Source organism: Quadrisphaera sp. GCM10027208 (genome assembly GCF_042658805.1).
Classification (GTDB): domain Bacteria; phylum Actinomycetota; class Actinomycetes; order Actinomycetales; family SCSIO-59966; genus SCSIO-59966.
Genome location: NZ_JBHSRC010000001.1, coordinates 303,741 through 322,327 on the forward strand (window position 1 = coordinate 303,741; position 18,587 = coordinate 322,327).

The window sequence follows — 18,587 nt, forward strand, 5'->3', positions numbered from 1 at the left end:
GGACTGTGACGCATCCCCTCGGGCCTGGGTGCAGGAGTAGGAGTAGGGGTGGCTGGTAGTTCCTCCACGGATGCCTGTCGTCGGGGGGCTGGCCCGCGCACCGGCCCGCACGATCCCCTCACGCTCCAGCCTCCGGCGCAACCCGGCACGCGCCGGTCCCCCGTAGGGTCGGCACATGGCCGTCCCTTCTCGTGGAGTCCTCGTCACCGGCGCGTCCCGCGGTATCGGCGCCGCCGTCGCTCGCGCCTTCGCTGCCGCCGGTGACCGAGTCGCCGTGGCGTACCGGGGCGCCGACGACCGCGCCCGCGAGGTCCTCGGGTCGTTGGCCGGCACCGGCCACGTCACGGTCCGGGCCGACGTGGGCGACCCGGCCCAGGTCGCCCGCATGGTGGACGACGCCGTGGCCGCTCTCGGCCGGGTGGACGTGCTCGTCAACAACGCGGCCCTGTTCACCACGGACCCGGCCGGGGGGAGCCGCCGCATCGACCACCCTGTCGACGAGACCGACTACGACGCGTGGGTGAGCGCCTGGCGGCGCACGATCGACGTCAACCTGCTCGGAACGGCGAACGCCAGCTGGTGCGTGGCCCGGCACATGCTCACCGTCCCGCCGGCGGACGGGCTGCCGGTGGGCCGGATCGTCAACGTCGGCTCCCGCGGCGCCTACCGCGGGGAGCCCGACGTCCCCGCCTACGGGGCGAGCAAGGCGGCGGTGCACTCCCTCGGCCAGTCCCTGGCGCTGTCCCTGGGCCGGCACGGGATCGCCGTCACCTCGGTCGCACCGGGGTTCGTCGCCACGGACATGGCTGCCGGCGTCCTGGACGGCCCGGACGGTGACGCCGTCCGCGGGCAGAGCCCGTTCGGTCGTGTCGCCGAGCCCGAGGAGGTCGCGGCGGCCGTGCTGTGGCTGGCGTCCCCGCAGGCGGAGTGGGCCTCGGGGACGGTGCTGGACCTCAACGGCGCCTCGTACCTGCGCTGAGTCGTACCCGCGCTGACCCCCCGGAGCGAGTGCTACTCCAGCCCCAGGTACGCCTCGATCACCCGCTCGTCCCGGAGCAGGTCGGCCGCGACCCCGTGGTGGGCGACCTCGCCGGTCTCGAGCACGTAGCCGTAGTCTGCCGCGCGCAGCGCCCGCCGGGCGTTCTGCTCCACGAGCAGGACCGTCGTCCCGTCCGCCCGGATCTCCTCGATCACCCGAAAGACCTCGTCGACCACCTTCGGCGCCAGGCCCATCGACGGCTCGTCGAGCAGCAGGACGACGGGGTCCGCGACGAGTGCCCGGGCGATCGCGAGCATCTGCTGCTCGCCCCCGGACAGGGACCCTGCCTGCAGGTGGCGCCGGTCGCCGAGCACCGGGAACCGGTGGTACATCTGCGGGATGCGCTCGGGCCGCCCGCGGCGGTGCCAGGTGCCGAGCTGGAGGTTCTCCTCGACCGTCAACGTCGCGAGGATCTCCCGGCCCTCGGGGACCTGGACCAGGCCGGCGGCGACGAGGCGGTGGGCCGGGGTGCCCGTGATGTCGTTGCCGTCGAAGAGCACTCGGCCTGCCCGCGGTCGGACGAGGCCGGCGACGGCGTTGAGCACCGACGTCTTGCCCGCCCCGTTGGCGCCGACCAGCGTGACGAGGGAACCGCGAGGGACGTCGAACGAGACGGATCGCACCGCCTGCACGTGCCCGTAGGCGACGACGAGGTCGCGCACGCTCAGCAGCGGGGCGGCGTCGGCGCCCGCCTTCGGCCCCGGCTCAGCCACGGGAGGCCTCCTCCTGGGAGGACACGTCGCCGTGCCCCTCGGACCCCAGGTACGCCTCCACCACCCGCGGGTCGCGGGCGACGGCGGCCGGCTCCCCCTCCGCGATGACCATGCCGAAGTTGAGGACGAGGATCCGCGTGCACGTCTCCAGCACCATCCGCACGTTGTGCTCGATGAGCAGGACGGTGATGCCGTCTGCCGCCAGGGACCGGATGAGGCCCGACAGCGCTGCCGCCTCGACCTGGTTCATCCCGGCGGCCGGCTCGTCGAGCACGAGCACCGTCGGGTGCGCGGCGAGGGCCCGGGCGATCTCCAGGCGCCGCTGGTCACCGTAGGACAGGTCCCCGGCGCTGACGGCGGACTTGTCGGCGAGACCGACGCGGGCGAGCTGAGCGGCGGCGTGGGCAAGGGTCCGCCGCTCGTCACGGCGTGCCGACGGGAGCCAGGCCAGCCGACGGAGCAGCGTGGGGGGAGTGATCCGGTGGGCGCCGACGAGAACGTTCTCCAGCGCCGAGAGCCGGTCGAACAACTTGATCTGCTGGAACGTCCGACTGACTCCCGTGAGCGCCACGCGGTGCGCGGCCACGTTTCCGCTCAGCCGGACGCCGAGCACCTCGATCGAGCCCGAGCTCGCCGGGACGAGCCCGGTCACCATGTTGACCAGCGTCGTCTTGCCTGCACCGTTCGGCCCGATCAGGCCGAGGATCTCCCCGGCACGGATCTCGAGGTCCACGTCTCGGACGGCGTTGACGCCGCCGTAGTGCTTCCCGAGCCCGCGCAGCCGTACCAGTGGGGTGCCCGGTGGCGGCAGCGGGGGCAGCTCGGATGGCGCAACCCCCGTCGTCGCCGGCATTCGCTGCCTCCGGCGCGGGATGAGACCCGAGAGTCCGCCGGGCAGAAAGAGGATCACCACGAGGAGGAGCAGACCGCTGATGAACGGGCGGATCCACCCCGCCTCGATGCCCACCGCGCGCTGGAGCTCGGGCAGCAGCGTGAAGAACGCCGAGCCGAGGAGGGGGCCGATGACGAACGCGATGCCACCGACCACCGCGGTGACGAGACCGTCGATCGCGGCGGCGAACCCGAAGTCCCCGGGCTCGGCGAACCTGGCGAAGTGAGCGAGGAGGACTCCGTAGAGGCCGGCGACGGCCCCGGACACGACGAACGACGCCATCCGGTACCGCGACACGTCCACGCCCATCGCCCGCGCCGCGAGCTCGTCCTCCCGGATCGCCTCCAGTGCCCGCCCGAAGCGGGAGGAGCCGGCACGCCAGAACCAGTAGGCCACGAGGGCGAGCGCGATCCAGGCGTGCGGCACGTCGACGAGCTTCGGGAAGGACAGGCCCTGGGCGCCGCCCGTCCACTCCTGGTTGTTCAGCACGATACGAACGACTTCGCCGAACCCGAGCGTGGCGATGGCCAGGAAGACACCCCTGAGCCGCATGACCGGCAGGCCGAGCAGGAACGCGACGACCGCGCCGACGGCCATCCCGGTGACCACGGCGACCAGCAGCGGCGGCACCACGCCCAGCAGCGGCTCGTCCGGCACCGCGAGCGAGGAGCCGAAGGCGCCCAGGGAGGCCAGAGCGGCCTGGGCGAGGCTGAGCTGACCGGCGAGGAGAACGGCGTAGTACGAGTAGGCGAGAATGGCGGTGAGCGCGACCAGGGTGATCGTCGCCGAGTAGTTGTCGAGCACTCCCAGCATCAGACCTCCCGAACCCGCTTGCCGCCGAAGAGGCCTTGGGGCCGCAGCAGGAGGATCGCGAACAGCAGGCCGAAGGCGACGACGTCGCGCCAGGACGATCCGACGTACATCACGGCGAGGACCTCGGCGAGGCCGACGAGCAGGCCGCCGACGAGCGCCCCGGGCAGAGAGCCCATGCCGCCGACGACGATCACCGCGAGGCCCTTGAGCTCGATGTTGAAGCCCATCGAGATCTGCGCCGTGTTGACGTTGAGGGCGAACAGGACGCCCGCCACCGCCCCGAGCGCCGAAGAGATCGCGAACGTGACGGAGGTGATCCGGTCGACGTTCACCCCCAGCACCCGCGCGGCGTGCGGGTTCTCCGCGACGGCACGCATCCCGCGCCCGAGCTTCGATCGCTGGACGAGCACGGCCAGGGCGACCATGAGGCCGAGCGACACCGCGAGGATGACGACCTGCAGCACCGAGACGACGGCGTTGCTGATCTGGAAGCGGACGTCGGGGAAGGCACCCGGCGGGAAGCGCGTGGTGTCCGGCCCGTACCTGGCCTGCAGCAGCGCGAGGAACATCGTGCCGAGCGCGATCGAGGAGATCATGCCCGCGAAGTGCGCGTCGTGCCGGCCGCGCAGGGGACGGAATGCGACGCGCTCGACGACGAGCCCCAGCAGGGCACCGACGACGAGGACGAGCGGCAGCGTGACCCAGATCGACAGCTCGCCTCTGGTGACGAGCTCGATGCCGACGAAGGCGCCGGCCGTGAAGACCGCTGAGTGCGCGAGGTTGAGCCGGTCGAGGACACCGAACACGAGGGTGAACCCGATGGCGAACAGCGCGTAGATCGAGCCGAGGAACAACCCGTTGAGCAGCTGCTGCAGCATCCGGTGGCCCTTCTCAGGCGCCGGACCCGGGCCTGTCCGAGGAGAGGCCGGTCCGGTGGTGGCGGTCGGGGTCGGTCGTCCCTGCTACTCCAGGACGGCGAACTCCCCGTTCTCCACGATCTGGACGACGGCCGGGTGCTCGGCGTCCCGCGTCTCGGTGATCGAGAAGTCGCCGAGGACCGTCGGGACGTCCTTGAGCTGACCCAGCTGTTCCTTGATGTCGTCCCGCTCACCCGAGCAGCCTGCCCGGACCGCCGTGTCGATGAGGTTCAGCCCCGCGTACGCCTGCGCGGCGAACTGGTCGGGAGGCGTCCCGTACTCCTCGCTGTACGCCTCGATGAACTCCTGGTTCAGCGGGTTGGCGGAGGCGGAGTTCCACGCCGCGCCCACCACGACGCCCTCAGCGGCCTCGCCGGCGCCCTCCATCAGCGCCGGCGAGTTGAAGCCGTTGCCGCCGATGATCGGGACGTCGATACCGATCTCGCGGGCCTGGGTCACCAGCGGGATGGCCGCCTCGATCAGCGCCGACACGACGATCGCGTCGGGGTCGTGCTCCCGTGCCTGGGTGAGCAGGGCGCGGAAGTCGGTGTCGCTCTTGGAGAACGTGATGGTCTCGGCGATCTCGATGCCGTTGTCCTCCAGGGCGGCGGCGAAGGCGTCGTACCCCGACTCGGTGAAGGCGTCGTCGTTGGAGTACATGACTACGACCTGCTCCAGACCGAGGGTCTCCTTCGCCTGGGCCACCGTCTGTGGGATCACGGCGTCCTCGGTCAGCGAGTCGCGGAAGATGTAGTCGCCGATGTCGGTGATGCCGGCCGCGGTGTTCGAGATCCCGAGGACCGGGACACCTTCCTCCTGCGCGACGGGGTTCGTCTGCATCGCGGCGTTCGACAAGGTGGGGCCGATGATGACGCTCACGTCGTCCTGCGACGCGAACTGCTCGAAGACGGTGATCCCCTGTCGCGGGTCCGTCTGGTCGTCCTCGACCGTGAGGTCGTAGGTGACCCCGCCCCGCTCGTTCAGCTGCTGCGCAGCAAGCTCCAGGGCGTTGCGCTGGGACTCCCCGTAGTGGGCCGCTGCACCGGTGAGGCTGAGGACTGCGCCGACGGGCACCGGCTCCTCGATCTCACAGCTCTCGCCGGACCCGGTTCCGACCAGGCCACCCTCGCCGGCCGCCTCGCCGGTGCCGTCGCCGCCTCCGTCACCACCGGCACAGGCGCTGAGCGCGAGCAGCAGAGTGGCCGCCGCAGCGGGTCCGTCCCCGTCGTCCAGGAGGCAGGCAGCGCGGCGCCCCCGGTCCTGTAAGGATCCGGGGGCGCTGCGCTGCCGGGGTAGCCGGGCTCAGTCCTTCTCGGCCGTCTCGACGAGGGGCACGTCGGGCAGCGGTGCCTTCGCCGTCCCGGTGAAGGTGAACCGGGCGCCCGGGCCCTCCCCCTCGACGTCGACCAGGACGATCTGGCCGGCGTGAAGCTCGCCGTAGAGGATCTTCTCGGACAGCGCGTCCTCGATGTCGCGCTGGATGGTCCGGCGCAGCGGCCGGGCCCCGAGGACCGGGTCGTAGCCCTTGGTCGCCAGCAGCGTCTTCGCGGCAGGGGTGAGCTCGATGCCCATGTCCTGGTCGCGCAGCCGCTCCTCCAGGCGGGCGACCATGAGGTCGACGATCCTCACGATCTCCTCCTGCGAGAGCTGCGGGAACACGACGACGTCGTCGACGCGGTTGAGGAACTCCGGCCGGAAGTGCTGCTTGAGCTCCTCGTTGACCTTCGCCTTCATCCGCTCGTACGAGGTCGACAGGTCCCCGCCGGCCTGGAACCCGGTCTGCAGGCCCTTGGCGATGTCCCTCGTGCCGAGGTTCGTCGTCATGATGATGATGGTGTTCTTGAAGTCGACGGTGCGGCCCTGGGCGTCCGTGAGCCGACCGTCCTCGAGGATCTGCAGCAGCGAGTTGAAGATGTCGGCGTGCGCCTTCTCCACCTCGTCGAACAGGACGACGGAGAACGGCCGGCGGCGCACCTTCTCCGTCAGCTGACCACCCTCCTCGTAGCCGACGTACCCGGGCGGGGAGCCGAACAGCCGGGAAACGGTGTGCCGCTCGGAGAACTCCGACATGTCGAGCTGGATCAGCGCGTCCTCGTCACCGAAGAGGAACTCGGCGAGCGCCTTGGCGAGCTCGGTCTTCCCGACGCCGGTCGGGCCGGCGAAGATGAACGAGCCACCCGGGCGCTTGGGGTCCTTCAGGCCCGCGCGAGTACGCCGGATCGCCTGGGCCAACGCCTTGATGGCGTCGTCCTGGCCGATGATCCGCTTGTGCAGCTCCTCCTCCATCCGGAGCAGGCGGCTGGACTCCTCCTCGGTGAGCTTGACGATCGGGATGCCGGTCGCGGTGGCGAGCACCTCGGCGACGAGCTCCTCGTCCACCTCGGCGACGACGTCCATGTCGCCGGCCTTCCACTGCTTCTCGCGCTCGGCCTTCTGCGCGAGCAGCTTCTTCTCGTCGTCCCGCAGCGACGCCGCCTTCTCGAAGTCCTGCGCGTCGATCGCGGACTCCTTGCGACGGCGCACGTCGGCGATCCGCTCGTCGAACTCGCGCAGGTCCGGCGGGGCGGTCATCCGCCGGATCCGGAGCCGGGCACCGGCCTCGTCGATGAGGTCGATGGCCTTGTCCGGCAGGTAGCGGTCGTTGACGTACCGGTCGGCCAGGGTCGCGGCGGCGACCAGTGCCTGGTCGGTGATGGAGACGCGGTGGTGCGCCTCGTAGCGGTCCCGCAGGCCCTTGAGGATCTCGACGGCGTGCGCCAGCGAGGGCTCCTGCACCTGGATCGGCTGGAACCGCCGCTCGAGCGCCGCGTCCTTCTCGACGTGCTTGCGGTACTCGTCCAGCGTCGTCGCGCCGATCGTCTGCAGCTCGCCGCGGGCCAGCATCGGCTTGAGGATGCTCGCCGCGTCGATGGCCCCCTCGGCGGCACCTGCACCGACGAGGGTGTGGATCTCGTCGATGAACAGGATGATGTCGCCGCGGGTGCGGATCTCCTTGAGCACCTTCTTGAGGCGCTCCTCGAAGTCACCGCGGTAACGGGAGCCGGCGACGAGCGCGCCGAGATCGAGTGTGTAGAGCTGCTTGTCCTTGAGCGTCTCGGGCACCTCGCCCTTGACGATGTTCTGGGCCAGGCCCTCGACGACCGCGGTCTTGCCGACGCCGGGCTCGCCGATGAGAACAGGGTTGTTCTTCGTCCGGCGGGACAGCACCTGCATGACCCGCTCGATCTCCTTCTCGCGCCCGATCACCGGGTCGAGCTTGCCCTCGCGGGCCGCCTGGGTGAGGTTGCGCCCGAACTGGTCGAGGACCAGCGACCCGGACGGCGTGCCCTCCTGCGGGCCGCCGGCCGTCGCCGGCTCCTTGCCCTGGTAGCCGGACAGCAGCTGGAGCACCTGCTGACGGACCCGGTTGAGGTCGGCACCGAGCTTGACCAGAACCTGGGCGGCCACGCCCTCGCCCTCACGGATGAGCCCGAGCAGGATGTGCTCGGTCCCGATGTAGTTGTGGCCGAGCTGGAGGGCCTCCCGCAGGCTGAGCTCGAGCACCTTCTTGGCACGCGGGGTGAACGGGATGTGGCCAGAGGGCGCCTGCTGCCCCTGGCCGATGATCTCCTGGACCTGCTCACGCACGGAGTCCAGCGAGATACCGAGGGACTCCAGCGCCTTGGCGGCGACGCCCTCGCCCTCGTGGATGAGGCCGAGCAGGATGTGCTCGGTCCCGATGTAGTTGTGGTTGAGCATCCGGGCCTCTTCCTGGGCCAGGACGACAACACGGCGGGCTCGGTCGGTGAACCTCTCGAACATTCAGCGCTCCTCGCGAGCGGTCGACTGCCGGAACAAGCGGGTGCTGCTCCCTCTGCTCATCCCTTTCGATGCTATCCCGGGGTCCGGACGCACAACCGCTGGTCCGGCCCCGTAGGAGGTCCAACCCGTGCTCAGGGCGGGGTGTTCCGGGGTCGCGTTCGCTGCGGGCGTAGCGGTGGGAGGCGGCCGATGCCCACCACGGCCGCCGTCCGGGTCCCAGACGCCTCCGGACGACGACCGCCGGCGCGCCGGCCCGCAGGGTCAGTGGGCGGCCCGGTAGGCCTCCATCACCTGGGCGGAGATCCGGCCGCGGTCGCTGACCTGGTAGCCGTTGGAGCGGGCCCACTCGCGGATCCGGGCGGTCTCGCCGCTGCGGCCGCCGGAGGAGGACGAGGACTGCCGGGAGCGGCGTGCGCTGGATCGCCCGCCGACGCGCCGGGCGTGACCGACCCACGGCGCCAGCTCCTCACGGAGCCGAGCCGCGTTCGCGGTGTTGAGATCGATCTCGTAGCTCACGCCGTCCAGGGCGAAGGAGACGGTCTCCTCCGCCTCGCCGCCGTCGAGATCGTCGACCAGGACGACCTGCACCTTCTGCGCCATGAAAAGGACTCCTTGTGGGAAACGGAATCGCACCGGAAACCCCGGTACGACCCCATACTGCCACGTCGAAATGGCTGCCCGCACGCGGTCCCCATTGTCGCCGCCGTTCCAGCGGTCAATGCGCGGCGATACCGGGTCGGGCGAGCTACCGGTCCGAACGCGGCGAGAGATGCTCGGCGTCGTCCGTGGCCGAGACCGGAGCGTCCCCTGTCAGGGCGTCGCGCCCCTTCTCACGCCTTTCCTGCCCGGCTCTTTCCTGCCCGGCTCTTTCCTGCCCGGCCCGCGCACGGTCAGCCCGTTCCATCGCGGCGACGGCGGCACGTTCACGTCGGTCGGCGTGAATCATCGCCCGGACGACGTACCAGAAGAGCAGGCCGACCCCGATCGAGGGGACGAGCGCTCCCAGGGCCTCCAGCATGGAACCAGGGTACGCCGCGTCACTGCCGCCATCTCGGGCTGGCCCGCGCGACACAATGCGAGGTGGTTACTCGGGGCGCACGAGGGGGAACAGAATGGTCTCCCGGATACCGCGACCGGTGAGTGCCATGAGCAGTCGGTCGACTCCCATGCCGACCCCGCCCATCGGCGGCATCCCGTACTCCATCGCCCGGAGGAAGTCCTCGTCGAGGCGCATCGCCTCCTCGTCGCCGAGCGCGGCCAGTCGTACCTGGTCCTCGAACCGCTCGCGCTGCACGACCGGGTCGTTGAGCTCGGAGTACCCGGTGGCGAGCTCGAAGCCCCGGACGTACAGGTCCCACTTCTCCACGACGCCGGGGACGTCGCGGTGCGCCTTGGTCAGCGGGGAGGTCTCGACGGGGAAGTCCTTGACGAACGTCGGGGCGTACAGGTCGTCGCCGACGAGGTGCTCCCACAGCTCCTCGACCGCCTTGCCGTGGCTGAGCGCGGTGGGGTCGAGCTCGAGCCCGTTGGCGTCCAGGGCGCTCACCAGCCGCTGCAGCGGCGTCTGCGGGGTGATCTCCTCCCCGAGCGCCTCGGACAGCGAGCCGTACATCGTGATCACCGGCCACTGCCCGCCGAGGTCGTACTCCGTGCCGTCGGCGAGGGTGACCGTCGTGGAGCCGAGGACGTCGCGGGCAGCGGTCTGGACGAGCTCGCGAGTGCGCTCGGCCATCACGTCGTAGTCCGCGTAGGTCTCGTAGAACTCGACCATCGCGAACTCCGGGGAGTGCGAGGAGTCGGCTCCCTCGTTGCGGAAGTTCCGGTTGATCTCGAAGACCTTCTCGAGCCCACCGATCGCCGCGCGCTTGAGGAAGAGCTCGGGAGCGATCCGCAGGTACAGGTCCATGTCCATGGCGTTGGAGTGGGTGACGAACGGCCGCGCCGCGGCACCGCCGTGCAGGGTCTGCAGCATCGGCGTCTCGATCTCGACGTAGCCGTGGCGGTGAAACGTCTCCCGCAGGCTCCGCACGACGCCGGCCCGGATGCGGACCATCTCCCGCGCCTCAGGTCGCACGACGAGGTCGGCGTACCGCTGGCGGACCCGGGTCTCCTCGTTCATCTCCTTGTGCAGCACCGGCAGCGGGCGTAGGGCCTTGGCCGCCATCCGCCACTCGGCGGCCATCACCGACAGCTCCCCGCGGCGGCTGCGGACCACCCGGCCGTGGACGGCGACGAAGTCGCCGAGGTCGACGTCCCGCTTCCACCGTCCCAGCGCCTCCTCACCGACCTCGGCGAGGCTCAGCATCACCTGCAGCCGGGTGCCGTCGCCCTCCTGAAGAGTGGCGAAGCAGAGCCGACCGGTGTTGCGGACGAACATCACCCGGCCGACGACCCACACCCGGTCCTGGGTCTCCTCGCCGTCGCCGAGGTGCGCCCAGCGCTCGCGCACCTCCCGCAGCGAGTGGGTGCGCGGGACGGCCACCGGGTAGGGCCCGCCGCCGGGCTCGGCGAGCAGTCGCTCTCGCTTCTCCCGGCGGACCCGCACCTGCTCCGGCAGGTCGTCGGCCTCGGCGGCGTCGGGGGTCGGGATCGGCTCGCTCGTCACGACCGGCAAGGGTAACGGCGGCTCACCGGGCCGGGTCGTCGGCGAGGACGTCGAGCAGAGCCTCCGCCTGCTCGGGGGACAGGGCGCCGGCGGCGAGCGCCCGCTCCGCGGTGGCCCGCGCCAGCGCCCGGTGGGTCTCCGGGACGTCCGGGGTGCCGGCTGCGGCCCCGGCCGCGGTGACGGTGGCGAGCTGCGCCGCGACGGCCGCGGCGTCCCCCCGGGTCACCGGTCCGCGCAGCGCGTCCTCACCGCTGCGCAGCGCGCCGTCCAGGGCCGCGGACAGCAGCGGCTCGAGCACCCGCTGGGTGTGCTCGACGCCGGCGGCGCGCAGCAGCTGAGCGGCCTGGACGACGAGGGTGACGAGGTGGTCGGCGCCGTGCGACAGGGCCGCCTGGTAGAGCGGTCGGGCCTCCTCGGGGACGACGACCGGCTCGGCGCCCATCTCGACGACGAGCGCCTGGGCCACCGGCAGCACCGGACCCGGCGCGGTGACGGCCACACAGCAGTCGGCCAGCCTGGCCAGGTCCATCGAGGTGCCGGTGAAGGTCATCGCCGGGTGCAGGGCGAGGGGGATGGCGCCCTGGCGGCGGGCCGGGTCCAGGACGCCCACGCCGAACCTGCCGCAGGTGTGGACGACGAGCTGGCCGGCCTGCCAGGCGCCGGTCGTCGCCAGCCCGTCGACGAGCGGGCCGAGCACGTCGTCCGGGACGGCGAGCAGGACCAGCTCGGCGCGTTCGACGACGTCCGGGACGTCCAGGACAGGGACGCCGGGCAGCAGCGTGTCCACCCGCTCGCGGCTGGCCTCGGAGACCGCCGAGGCGCCGACGACGGCGTGCCCGGCGGCTCGCAGGGCGCTGGCCAGCACCGCGCCCACCCGGCCGGCGCCGACGACGCCGACCCCGAGCCGTCCGGGGCGACCCTCCGCTGCTGCGCTCACGGCCTGGCACGGTACCGGCCGCCGTAGGGTTGCCGTCGTGGGACGTCATGCGGAGGTCGTCGCCCGGGCCCGGCTCGACACCCACGGCCTCGTCGTCGCCGACCTCGGCTGCGGTGAGGGTCGGCTCGTCCGGGCCCTGCTCGAGCACGACCCGTCCCCGGTGCTCGTGCACGCCGTGGACCAGGTGTCCGCCCTGGACGACGACCTGCTGCAGGACATCCGGGTCCGCAGCCGGATCGCCGACCTCGACGCCCGGCTGCCGCTGGCGGACGCCGCCGTCGACCGGGTGGTGTCCCTCAACGTCGCCGAGCACCTCGCCGACCCTGCCGGGCACCTGCTGGAGTGCCATCGGGTGCTGCGTCCGGGCGGCTACCTCGTCCTCGCCCACAGCGACTGGGACACCGCGCTGTTCACCAGCACGGACGACGCGCTGACCCGCCGGCTCGTCGACCGGTTCGTCGAGGTGGTCCCCCGGGGCGCCGGCCGCGCCGACGGCTTCATGGGCCGCAAGCTGCTCGCCCTGGCCGACGCGGCCGTCGACCGTGGCGCTGCCTTCGACACGGTGGAGGTGGCAGCGTGGGCGGACGCGCACCGCCGGTTCGACGAGGGCTCGGTCGCCTGGAAGGTGGCGACGGGGGTGCTGGCGGCAACCCAGGACGACGCCGAGCTGGCGGCCCGGGCCGCCGGCTGGGTGGAGGGTCTGCGCCGCCTCGCCGGTGCCGGGCAGTTCCTGTTCACCGTCACCGACGTCGCCGTCGTCCTGCGACGCGCGTGAGCCTGGACCGGGATCTACCAGCCATGACGTACCAGCCGTGGCAGGAGGCCTGGCAGGAGGCCTTGTACGGGCCCCGCGGCTTCTACCGGCGCCCCGAGGGACCGGCCGGGCACTTCCGCACCGCTGCTCACGCGTCGTCGTCCGGGCTGCTCGGGCGGGCCTTGGCCCGGCTGGCCCGGCAGACCGGTTGCACCGGCGTCCTGGACGTCGGCGCCGGCCGCGGCGAGCTCGCCGTCCAGATCGCCGCGGCCGATCCGAGCCTCACGGTGACCGCCGTCGACGTCACTGACCGACCGGCCGGGCTCACGGCCGCGGTGGAGTGGTGCACCGACGTCCCGGACCCGACGGGACCGACCCTGCTCCTCGGCTGGGAGCTGCTCGACGTCGTCCCGACCACCGTCCTGGAGGTGGACGACGCCGGGCTTGCCCGGGTCGTGCTCGTCGACGAGACCGGCCGGGAGCGGCTCGGGCCCCCGCCGCGGCCGGACGAGCGCGCCTGGTGCACGCGCTGGTGGCCGCTCGCCGAGCCCGGGGCACGCGCCGAGGTGGGGCTGACCCGGGACCTGGTCTGGTGTGCGCTCGTCGACCGGCTCGCGCGGCACGGCGGGCTGGCCCTCGCCGTCGACTACGGCCACGACGCGGCGACCCGGCCTCCCGGTGGCAGCCTGGCCGGGTACGCCCGGGGCCGGCAGGTGGTACCAGTGCCGGACGGCGGGTGCGACGTCACCGCCTCCGTCGCGCTGGACTCGGTGGCCGCCGCACGACCGGGCGGCCTCCGCCTGGACCAGGCCGCCGCGCTGCGCGCGCTCGGGGTGTCCGCTCCGGCGGCACCTCCCGGCAACGACCCGGTCGCCCGGCTGTGGAGGCTGTCGGCCGCCGGCGAGGTGGCCGAGCTGCTCGACCCGCACGGCCTGGGCTCCTTCGGCTGGGTGCTGCACCCGGTCGGCGAGCAGGCCAAGGAGAGCCTGGCGTGGACATTCCGGACACTGTCTTGACAAGGTGTCCTGCTGTGCGCCGGTCGGGGTCCCTGATAGTTGCGGTCGGCCTGCTCGCCGGGTGCGGGCAGGGCGACAGCGCACCCGTCGCCACGGTCACCCGGACCGTCGTCGAACCGAGCCCAGTCACCGAACCGAGCCGAGTCACCGCCAGCCCGCCGCCGGTGGCGGTCCAACCGGCCAGCGACGTCACCGGGCGCGGTCACGACGTCGGCACGGTCGTCGACGTCCTCGACGACCAGGACGGCCCCGTGGTGCTCCTGGTCGACCGCTGGACGGTCCTCGGGGTGGACGACGCCGTGCTCGCACGTGACGGCGTCCCGCTCGAGCCGACCACGCGGGACCGGTTCACCAACCAGAACACCGAGCGGACCTACCGGGTGCCGGTCGCCGCCGACCCCCAGGTGGTCGTCAACACCTGCGTGCCACCGCAGGCCGACGGCGCCTCGGCCGGGCTCGTGTCCCGGCCCGCGTCGCTGGAGGAGTTCCTGCGCCTACCCGGCCGGGAGAGCCTGCTCGTCGCCGTGGCCTACGCCGGCGGCGAGCTGGTCCGCCTCGACACCGTGCCGCTGTGCGACTGAGGCCGCCGGCCGTGCTCACCCAGGTGGCTGCGGCGGGCCGGTCCCCCGGTCGGCCGGCGCCCCCGGGTCCGCCGGGGGAGCGGCGTCCGCCATCCACCGCTCCGGTCCGGCGCCCCGGCGGGCCCGGCGGGCCCGCTCTGCCTGCTCGGTCAGCAGGCCGAGCGCCACCTCGGCGTCGAGGTGGGACACGGTCGGCTGCACCGGCCCCGGCGTCGGGTGGGCGGCCATCGTGGCCAGCCGGAGCCGGCGCTGGAGCGGTCCCTGGTTGAGGCCGAGGCTCTGGGTGCGCTCGTGCGGGACGACGTCCAGCTGGCGCCACAGCCGCCCGCGGCGCAGCAGCAGCGCGGTGCCCGCGACGAGGTATCCGTTGCGCCGCCACGACACCCAGTCGACCCACCGGGACCGCGAGGGCGCGACGACCCAGCCGCGTTCGGCCGTCGTGCCGCTCAGACCGTCGTCCAGGGCCGCGACCGGGTCCTGCACCCCGAGGTCCGGCAGCACCAGCGACAGCACCGCGACGGCGTCCTCGCGCGGGCCGACCGGCAGCAGCACGTTCGCCGTGCCCTCCTCCTGCCCGCCCCCGTAGCCGGCGACGTTGATCTCGACGCGCCACCAGTCGGGCCGCCGCCACAGCAGCGGCTGGCTGAGCCGCAGCGCCTGCACCCGGCCCGGCGGGACCGTCTGGGCCCGCTGCTCCAGCAGGCCGTGCCGCAGCCGGACCCCGTCGGGGGACACCGCCACCCGGAAGCTGAACTCGTGGCTGAACCGCGTCCAGACCGCGATGGCGGTGGCGAGCAGGGCCGGGCCGAGACCGGCGAGCAGGCCCGGCAGGTCGAGCCACACGACGCCGACGAGAAGGGCCGCCGCGGTGAGGACGAGCGCGACCGTCGTCCCGGAGCGCAGGAGGGAGGCGAGCAGCCGGTCGACCGGCACGGTGAGCACCTCCCGCTCGGGGGCCTCGGGCGCCTCGGCGGTCTCGTACCGGACCCCGGCCGCCCGGGCCAGCAGGGTGTTGCGCAGCCGTTGGGCCTCGGCCTCCTTGAGGTAGGCGAGCCGAACGTCGGAGCCGGCACCACCGGCCACCTCCAGGCGCAGCTCGGCCAGTCCGAGGATCCTGGCCAGCAGGGGCTGGACGACGTCGACGGCCTGGAGCCGGTCGAGCCGCGCCTGGCGCTGCTGCCGGAACAGCACCCCGCTGTGCAGGTGCACGGCCTCGCCGTCCACCTGGTAACGGGTCATCCGCCAGGACAAGGCCGAAGCCGCGACGCCGACGAGGACGCCGATCAGGAGCAGCCCGACGGACACCAGGACCTCGGTGCGGCCGGGCAGTCCCTGGCCGGCGAACAGCGCGTCGCTGCGCTGCTGGACGTAGACGACGAGCAGGACGGCGACGACCTTCCAGCTGCGGATGACGGGAGTGACCGGGTGCAGCCGGTGCCAGCCGCCGTCCGCCTCGGGGGCCGGTGGCGGCCCGGCCGCCGGCTCGGACCACGGGACGCCGGGCTGCTGCTGCGAGGGGTGCTGGTCGTTCACAGGCCGGCCAGCCGGGCCTCACCACGACGGGCCAGCCGGTCCCGCAGCCGGGCGGCCTCCTCGGGGGGCAGGCCGGGGATGACGGCGTCGGTGGCGGCGCTCGCGGTGTGCAGCTGTACCCGGGCGATCCCCAGCCGGCGGTCCAGCGGCCCGGCCTGGACGTCGACGTACTGCATCCGGCCGTAGGGGACGACGACCATCGAGCGGAACACGACACCCTTGCGCACGAGCAGGTCGTCCTCGTGCTCGGCGTACCCCCAGGCGCGCACCTGCCGTCCGATCACCCACCAGGCCCACCCGCCGACGGCGGCCAGCAGGACGATGCCGAGCAGCGGCCAGGCGGTGTCGAGGAGGAGCCAGGCAACGACCAGGGGCAGCGCCGGCACGCCGAGGACGAGGACGAGGACGATCCGGCGAGCGGTCGCCAACCGGGGGGAGATCGACGTCCAGGTGACGCCCGGCGGCTCGAAGGGGTCCATCTCGCTCCTGTGGTCGGCGCTCCTGTGGTCGGCGGTCTGCGGCGATCGTCCCAGACCCGTGAGTGCGCCGGGGAAAGGTGGCAGACTCGGCCAGCGTGGCGCACCGCGAGCTCGTCGTCGGCCTCGGCGCCGGCAGCGCGTCCGGGGACCAGGGCCGGCTACCGACCACCGAGATGGTGCTGAACATCGGCCCCCAGCACCCGGCCACGCACGGGGGGCTGCGGCTGCGGCTCGTCGTCGACGGCGAGCAGGTGGTGAGCGCCGAGCCGGTCGTCGGGTACATGCACCGCGGCGCGGAGAAGCTCTTCGAGGCCCGCGACTACCGCCAGATCATCGTGCTCGCCAACCGGCACGACTGGCTCAGCGCGTTCTCCAACGAGCTCGGCGTCGTCCTGGCCACCGAGCGGATGCTGGGGATGGAGGTGCCCGAGCGGGCCGTGTGGGCCCGCACCCTGCTCGCCGAGCTGAACCGGGTGCTCAACCACCTGATGTTCCTCGGGTCGTTCCCGCTGGAGCTGGGCGCGATCACGCCGGTGTTCTACGCCTTCGACGAGCGCGAGAAGCTGCAGGCGGTGATGGAGGAGCTCTCCGGCGGCCGGGTCCACTACATGTTCAACCGGGTCGGCGGGCTCAAGGAGGACCTGCCGGCCGGCTGGCTGGACCGGGTGGACGCGGCGGTGCACGCCGTCCGGCGGCGCCTGCCGGACCTCGAGGGCCTGCTCGTCGGCAACGAGATCCTGCGCGCCCGGACCCGGGGCGTCGGGGTGCTGAACCGCGAGACGGCCCTGGCCTACGGGGTGAGCGGGCCGATCGCCCGGGCCAGCGGCGTCGACCTCGACCTGCGCCGGGACGAGCCGTACCTGGCGTATGGGGAGCTGTTCGGACCCGGCGGGCCGGGGCGGGTGGTGACCCGGACCGAGGGCGACGCCCTCGCCCGGTTCGAGTGCCTGCTCGAGCAGGTCCACGTCTCCCTCGACCTGGCCCGCGCGTGCACCGAGCGGTTGCGCTCCCTGCCGGCCGGGCCGATCAACCAGCGGCTGCCGAAGGTGCTGCGGGTGCCGGAGGGCGCCTGCTACGCGTGGACCGAGAACCCGTTGGGGCTCAACGGGTACTACCTCGTGTCCCGCGGTGACAAGACGCCGTGGCGGCTCAAGCTGCGCTCGGCGTCGTTCAACAACGTGCAGGTGCTCTCCGAGCTGCTGCCCGGCAACCTGGTGTCCGACCTCGTGGCCGTGATGGGCTCGATGTTCTTCGTCGTCGGAGACATCGACAAGTAGGCCGTCCCGCCCCCCAACCCCTTCGTGATCATGCAATCCCGCCACCCCCGCGAGACCCCTGCGTGATCATGCAATCCCGCCACCCCCGCGAGACCCCTGCGTGATCATGCAATCCCGCCACCTGGGCACGACGGGCCGTGCTGGCCACGCTCCTCGCACAGAATGCTGGATCTGTCACGCCTTTACCGGCGTGTCGTGCCACCAACCCAGCACTTTGCGAGCCGAGCCGTGGCCCGAGGGTGGCGGGACTGCATGATCACGAACAGGGGAGTGTCAGGCTCAGCCGATGAGGCCCTTGTCCTCCAGCCACGCCCGGGCGACGTCCGACGCCTGCTGCCGCTCGGCGTCCACCTGGCGGTTGAGCTCGACCAGGTCCTCGGTGGTGAGCTCGTCGGCCAGCCGGTTGAGCGCGTCGACGAGAGCGTCGCTGGCGGCGTCCTCGTTGACCGCGGGCACGAGGTTGTCGGCGAGCTGGAGGCGCTTGTCGTCCTCGAGCAGCACCAGCCCGTCCTCGGCGAGGCGACCGTCAGTGGTGGCGACGAGACCGAGCTGGGCGTCGCCGGCGGTAACGGCGGCCTTGGTCTGCGGCGAGCCGAACCCGGTCGGCAGGACGTCGGAGATCTCGATGCCGTAGGTCTCCTCCAGCCCCGGGGCGCAGAAGGGCCGCTCCGGGCACTCCTCGGTCGCCGCGAGCACGATGGGCTGGTCCAGCTCGCCGAGGTCGCTGAGGGTCTGCAGGTCGTTCTCCTCGGCGAACTCCTCGGTGACGGCGAAACCGTTCTGGTCGGCGGCCTGGGCCGGTTCGAGCAGGATCACGCCCTGCTCCCGGGCGAGCGGCCGCATCGCCTCGACGGTCTCGACGGCGTCGTTCGTCGCGATCGGCTCGGCACCCGGGCCGTTCGCCCCGAGGTTGAGGAACTCGGCCAGGGTGGCCGCGTACTCCGGGACGACGTCGATGGCGCCGTCGGCGAGCTCGGGGAAGTACAGCTCCCGGTTGTCCGCGGAGACGGTCTCGGTGGTGAAGCCCGCGTCCTCGAGCAGCGCCACGTACATCGCCTGCATGATCTGCATCTCGGTGAAGTTGGCGCCGCCCACCACGATGGTCTCCCCGCCCCCGGACGTCGCGGTGTCACCCGTTCCGTCAGCGTCGAGGGCGTCGTCCCCGGCACAGGCCGAGAGGGTGAGGGCCGCGCCGGCCAGAACGGCCAGCCAGGACGTGCGTCGCATCAT

At 72.6% G+C, this 18,587-nt stretch carries 17 protein-coding genes; 5 read left to right on the plus strand and 12 right to left on the minus strand.

The window, feature by feature from the left end:
- The first annotated feature begins 175 nt into the window (after nt 1-175).
- On the plus strand, nt 176-979 hold the full coding sequence (locus tag ACFP6A_RS01590; RefSeq protein WP_379601045.1) for an SDR family NAD(P)-dependent oxidoreductase: 804 nt from the start codon (nt 176-178) through the stop codon (nt 977-979).
- A gap of 32 nt (nt 980-1,011) precedes the next feature.
- Here the strand turns inward: ACFP6A_RS01590 and ACFP6A_RS01595 are convergent, their stop codons facing one another.
- From ACFP6A_RS01595 to ACFP6A_RS01635, 9 genes are all read right to left on the minus strand, one after another.
- Complete coding sequence (locus ACFP6A_RS01595) at nt 1,012-1,710, minus strand: ABC transporter ATP-binding protein (RefSeq protein WP_379601437.1); 699 nt, start codon at nt 1,708-1,710, stop codon at nt 1,012-1,014.
- Nucleotides 1,711-1,744: 34 nt separating this feature from the next.
- Nucleotides 1,745-3,457, minus strand: coding sequence for an ATP-binding cassette domain-containing protein (locus ACFP6A_RS01600; protein WP_379601046.1), 1,713 nt, complete (start codon nt 3,455-3,457; stop codon nt 1,745-1,747).
- Nucleotides 3,457-4,335 (minus strand): branched-chain amino acid ABC transporter permease, encoded by an 879-nt coding sequence (locus tag ACFP6A_RS01605; protein ID WP_379601048.1) that lies wholly within the window; start codon nt 4,333-4,335, stop codon nt 3,457-3,459. The genes ACFP6A_RS01600 and ACFP6A_RS01605 overlap by 1 nt, the downstream gene beginning before the upstream one ends.
- An 84-nt stretch (nt 4,336-4,419) precedes the next feature.
- A complete protein-coding gene (locus tag ACFP6A_RS01610) occupies nt 4,420-5,448 on the minus strand; it encodes an ABC transporter substrate-binding protein (protein ID WP_379601049.1) in 1,029 nt (342 codons plus the stop codon).
- Between the two features lie 228 nt (nt 5,449-5,676).
- Nucleotides 5,677-8,175 (minus strand): ATP-dependent Clp protease ATP-binding subunit, encoded by a 2,499-nt coding sequence (locus ACFP6A_RS01615; protein WP_379601050.1) that lies wholly within the window; start codon nt 8,173-8,175, stop codon nt 5,677-5,679.
- Nucleotides 8,176-8,436: 261 nt separating this feature from the next.
- Nucleotides 8,437-8,775, minus strand: coding sequence for an Lsr2 family protein (locus tag ACFP6A_RS01620; protein WP_379601051.1), 339 nt, complete (start codon nt 8,773-8,775; stop codon nt 8,437-8,439).
- Between the two features lie 145 nt (nt 8,776-8,920).
- Nucleotides 8,921-9,193 (minus strand): hypothetical protein, encoded by a 273-nt coding sequence (locus tag ACFP6A_RS01625; RefSeq protein ID WP_379601052.1) that lies wholly within the window; start codon nt 9,191-9,193, stop codon nt 8,921-8,923.
- Nucleotides 9,194-9,259: 66 nt separating this feature from the next.
- Entirely contained in the window at nt 9,260-10,780 is a 1,521-nt protein-coding gene (gene lysS / locus ACFP6A_RS01630; protein ID WP_379601053.1) for a lysine--tRNA ligase, read from the minus strand.
- Nucleotides 10,781-10,802: 22 nt separating this feature from the next.
- Complete coding sequence (locus ACFP6A_RS01635; protein WP_379601055.1) at nt 10,803-11,717, minus strand: Rossmann-like and DUF2520 domain-containing protein; 915 nt, start codon at nt 11,715-11,717, stop codon at nt 10,803-10,805.
- Nucleotides 11,718-11,754: 37 nt separating this feature from the next.
- On the opposite strand from ACFP6A_RS01635, the gene ACFP6A_RS01640 reads away from it, so the two are divergent.
- From ACFP6A_RS01640 to ACFP6A_RS01650, 3 genes are read left to right on the plus strand one after another with little or no spacing between them, the layout of a single operon-like run.
- Nucleotides 11,755-12,492: a methyltransferase domain-containing protein gene (locus tag ACFP6A_RS01640; protein WP_379601056.1), complete on the plus strand. Its 738-nt coding sequence runs from the start codon at nt 11,755-11,757 to the stop codon at nt 12,490-12,492.
- Nucleotides 12,493-12,515: 23 nt separating this feature from the next.
- The gene (locus ACFP6A_RS01645; protein WP_379601057.1) at nt 12,516-13,487 is read left to right on the plus strand and encodes an SAM-dependent methyltransferase; all 972 of its coding nucleotides are present in this window, start codon (nt 12,516-12,518) and stop codon (nt 13,485-13,487) included.
- A 14-nt stretch (nt 13,488-13,501) separates the two neighbouring features.
- Entirely contained in the window at nt 13,502-14,068 is a 567-nt protein-coding gene (locus ACFP6A_RS01650) for a hypothetical protein (protein WP_379601058.1), read from the plus strand.
- Nucleotides 14,069-14,083: 15 nt separating this feature from the next.
- On the opposite strand, the gene ACFP6A_RS01655 is transcribed toward ACFP6A_RS01650, so the two are convergent.
- Nucleotides 14,084-15,601 (minus strand): PH domain-containing protein, encoded by a 1,518-nt coding sequence (locus tag ACFP6A_RS01655; protein WP_379601059.1) that lies wholly within the window; start codon nt 15,599-15,601, stop codon nt 14,084-14,086.
- Nucleotides 15,598-16,080, minus strand: a complete 483-nt coding sequence (locus ACFP6A_RS01660; RefSeq protein ID WP_379601060.1) for a PH domain-containing protein — start codon at nt 16,078-16,080, stop codon at nt 15,598-15,600. Before ACFP6A_RS01660 ends, ACFP6A_RS01655 begins: the two co-directional genes overlap by 4 nt.
- 173 nt (nt 16,081-16,253) lie before the next feature.
- Here ACFP6A_RS01660 and ACFP6A_RS01665 point away from each other — a divergent pair, with 173 nt between their 5' ends.
- The gene (locus ACFP6A_RS01665; RefSeq protein ID WP_379601439.1) at nt 16,254-17,357 is read left to right on the plus strand and encodes an NADH-quinone oxidoreductase subunit D; all 1,104 of its coding nucleotides are present in this window, start codon (nt 16,254-16,256) and stop codon (nt 17,355-17,357) included.
- 279 nt (nt 17,358-17,636) lie between these two features.
- Here ACFP6A_RS01665 and ACFP6A_RS01670 read toward each other — a convergent pair whose 3' ends face one another.
- The gene (locus ACFP6A_RS01670) at nt 17,637-18,584 is read right to left on the minus strand and encodes a glycine betaine ABC transporter substrate-binding protein (protein WP_379601061.1); all 948 of its coding nucleotides are present in this window, start codon (nt 18,582-18,584) and stop codon (nt 17,637-17,639) included.
- Nucleotides 18,585-18,587: the final 3 nt, after the last annotated feature.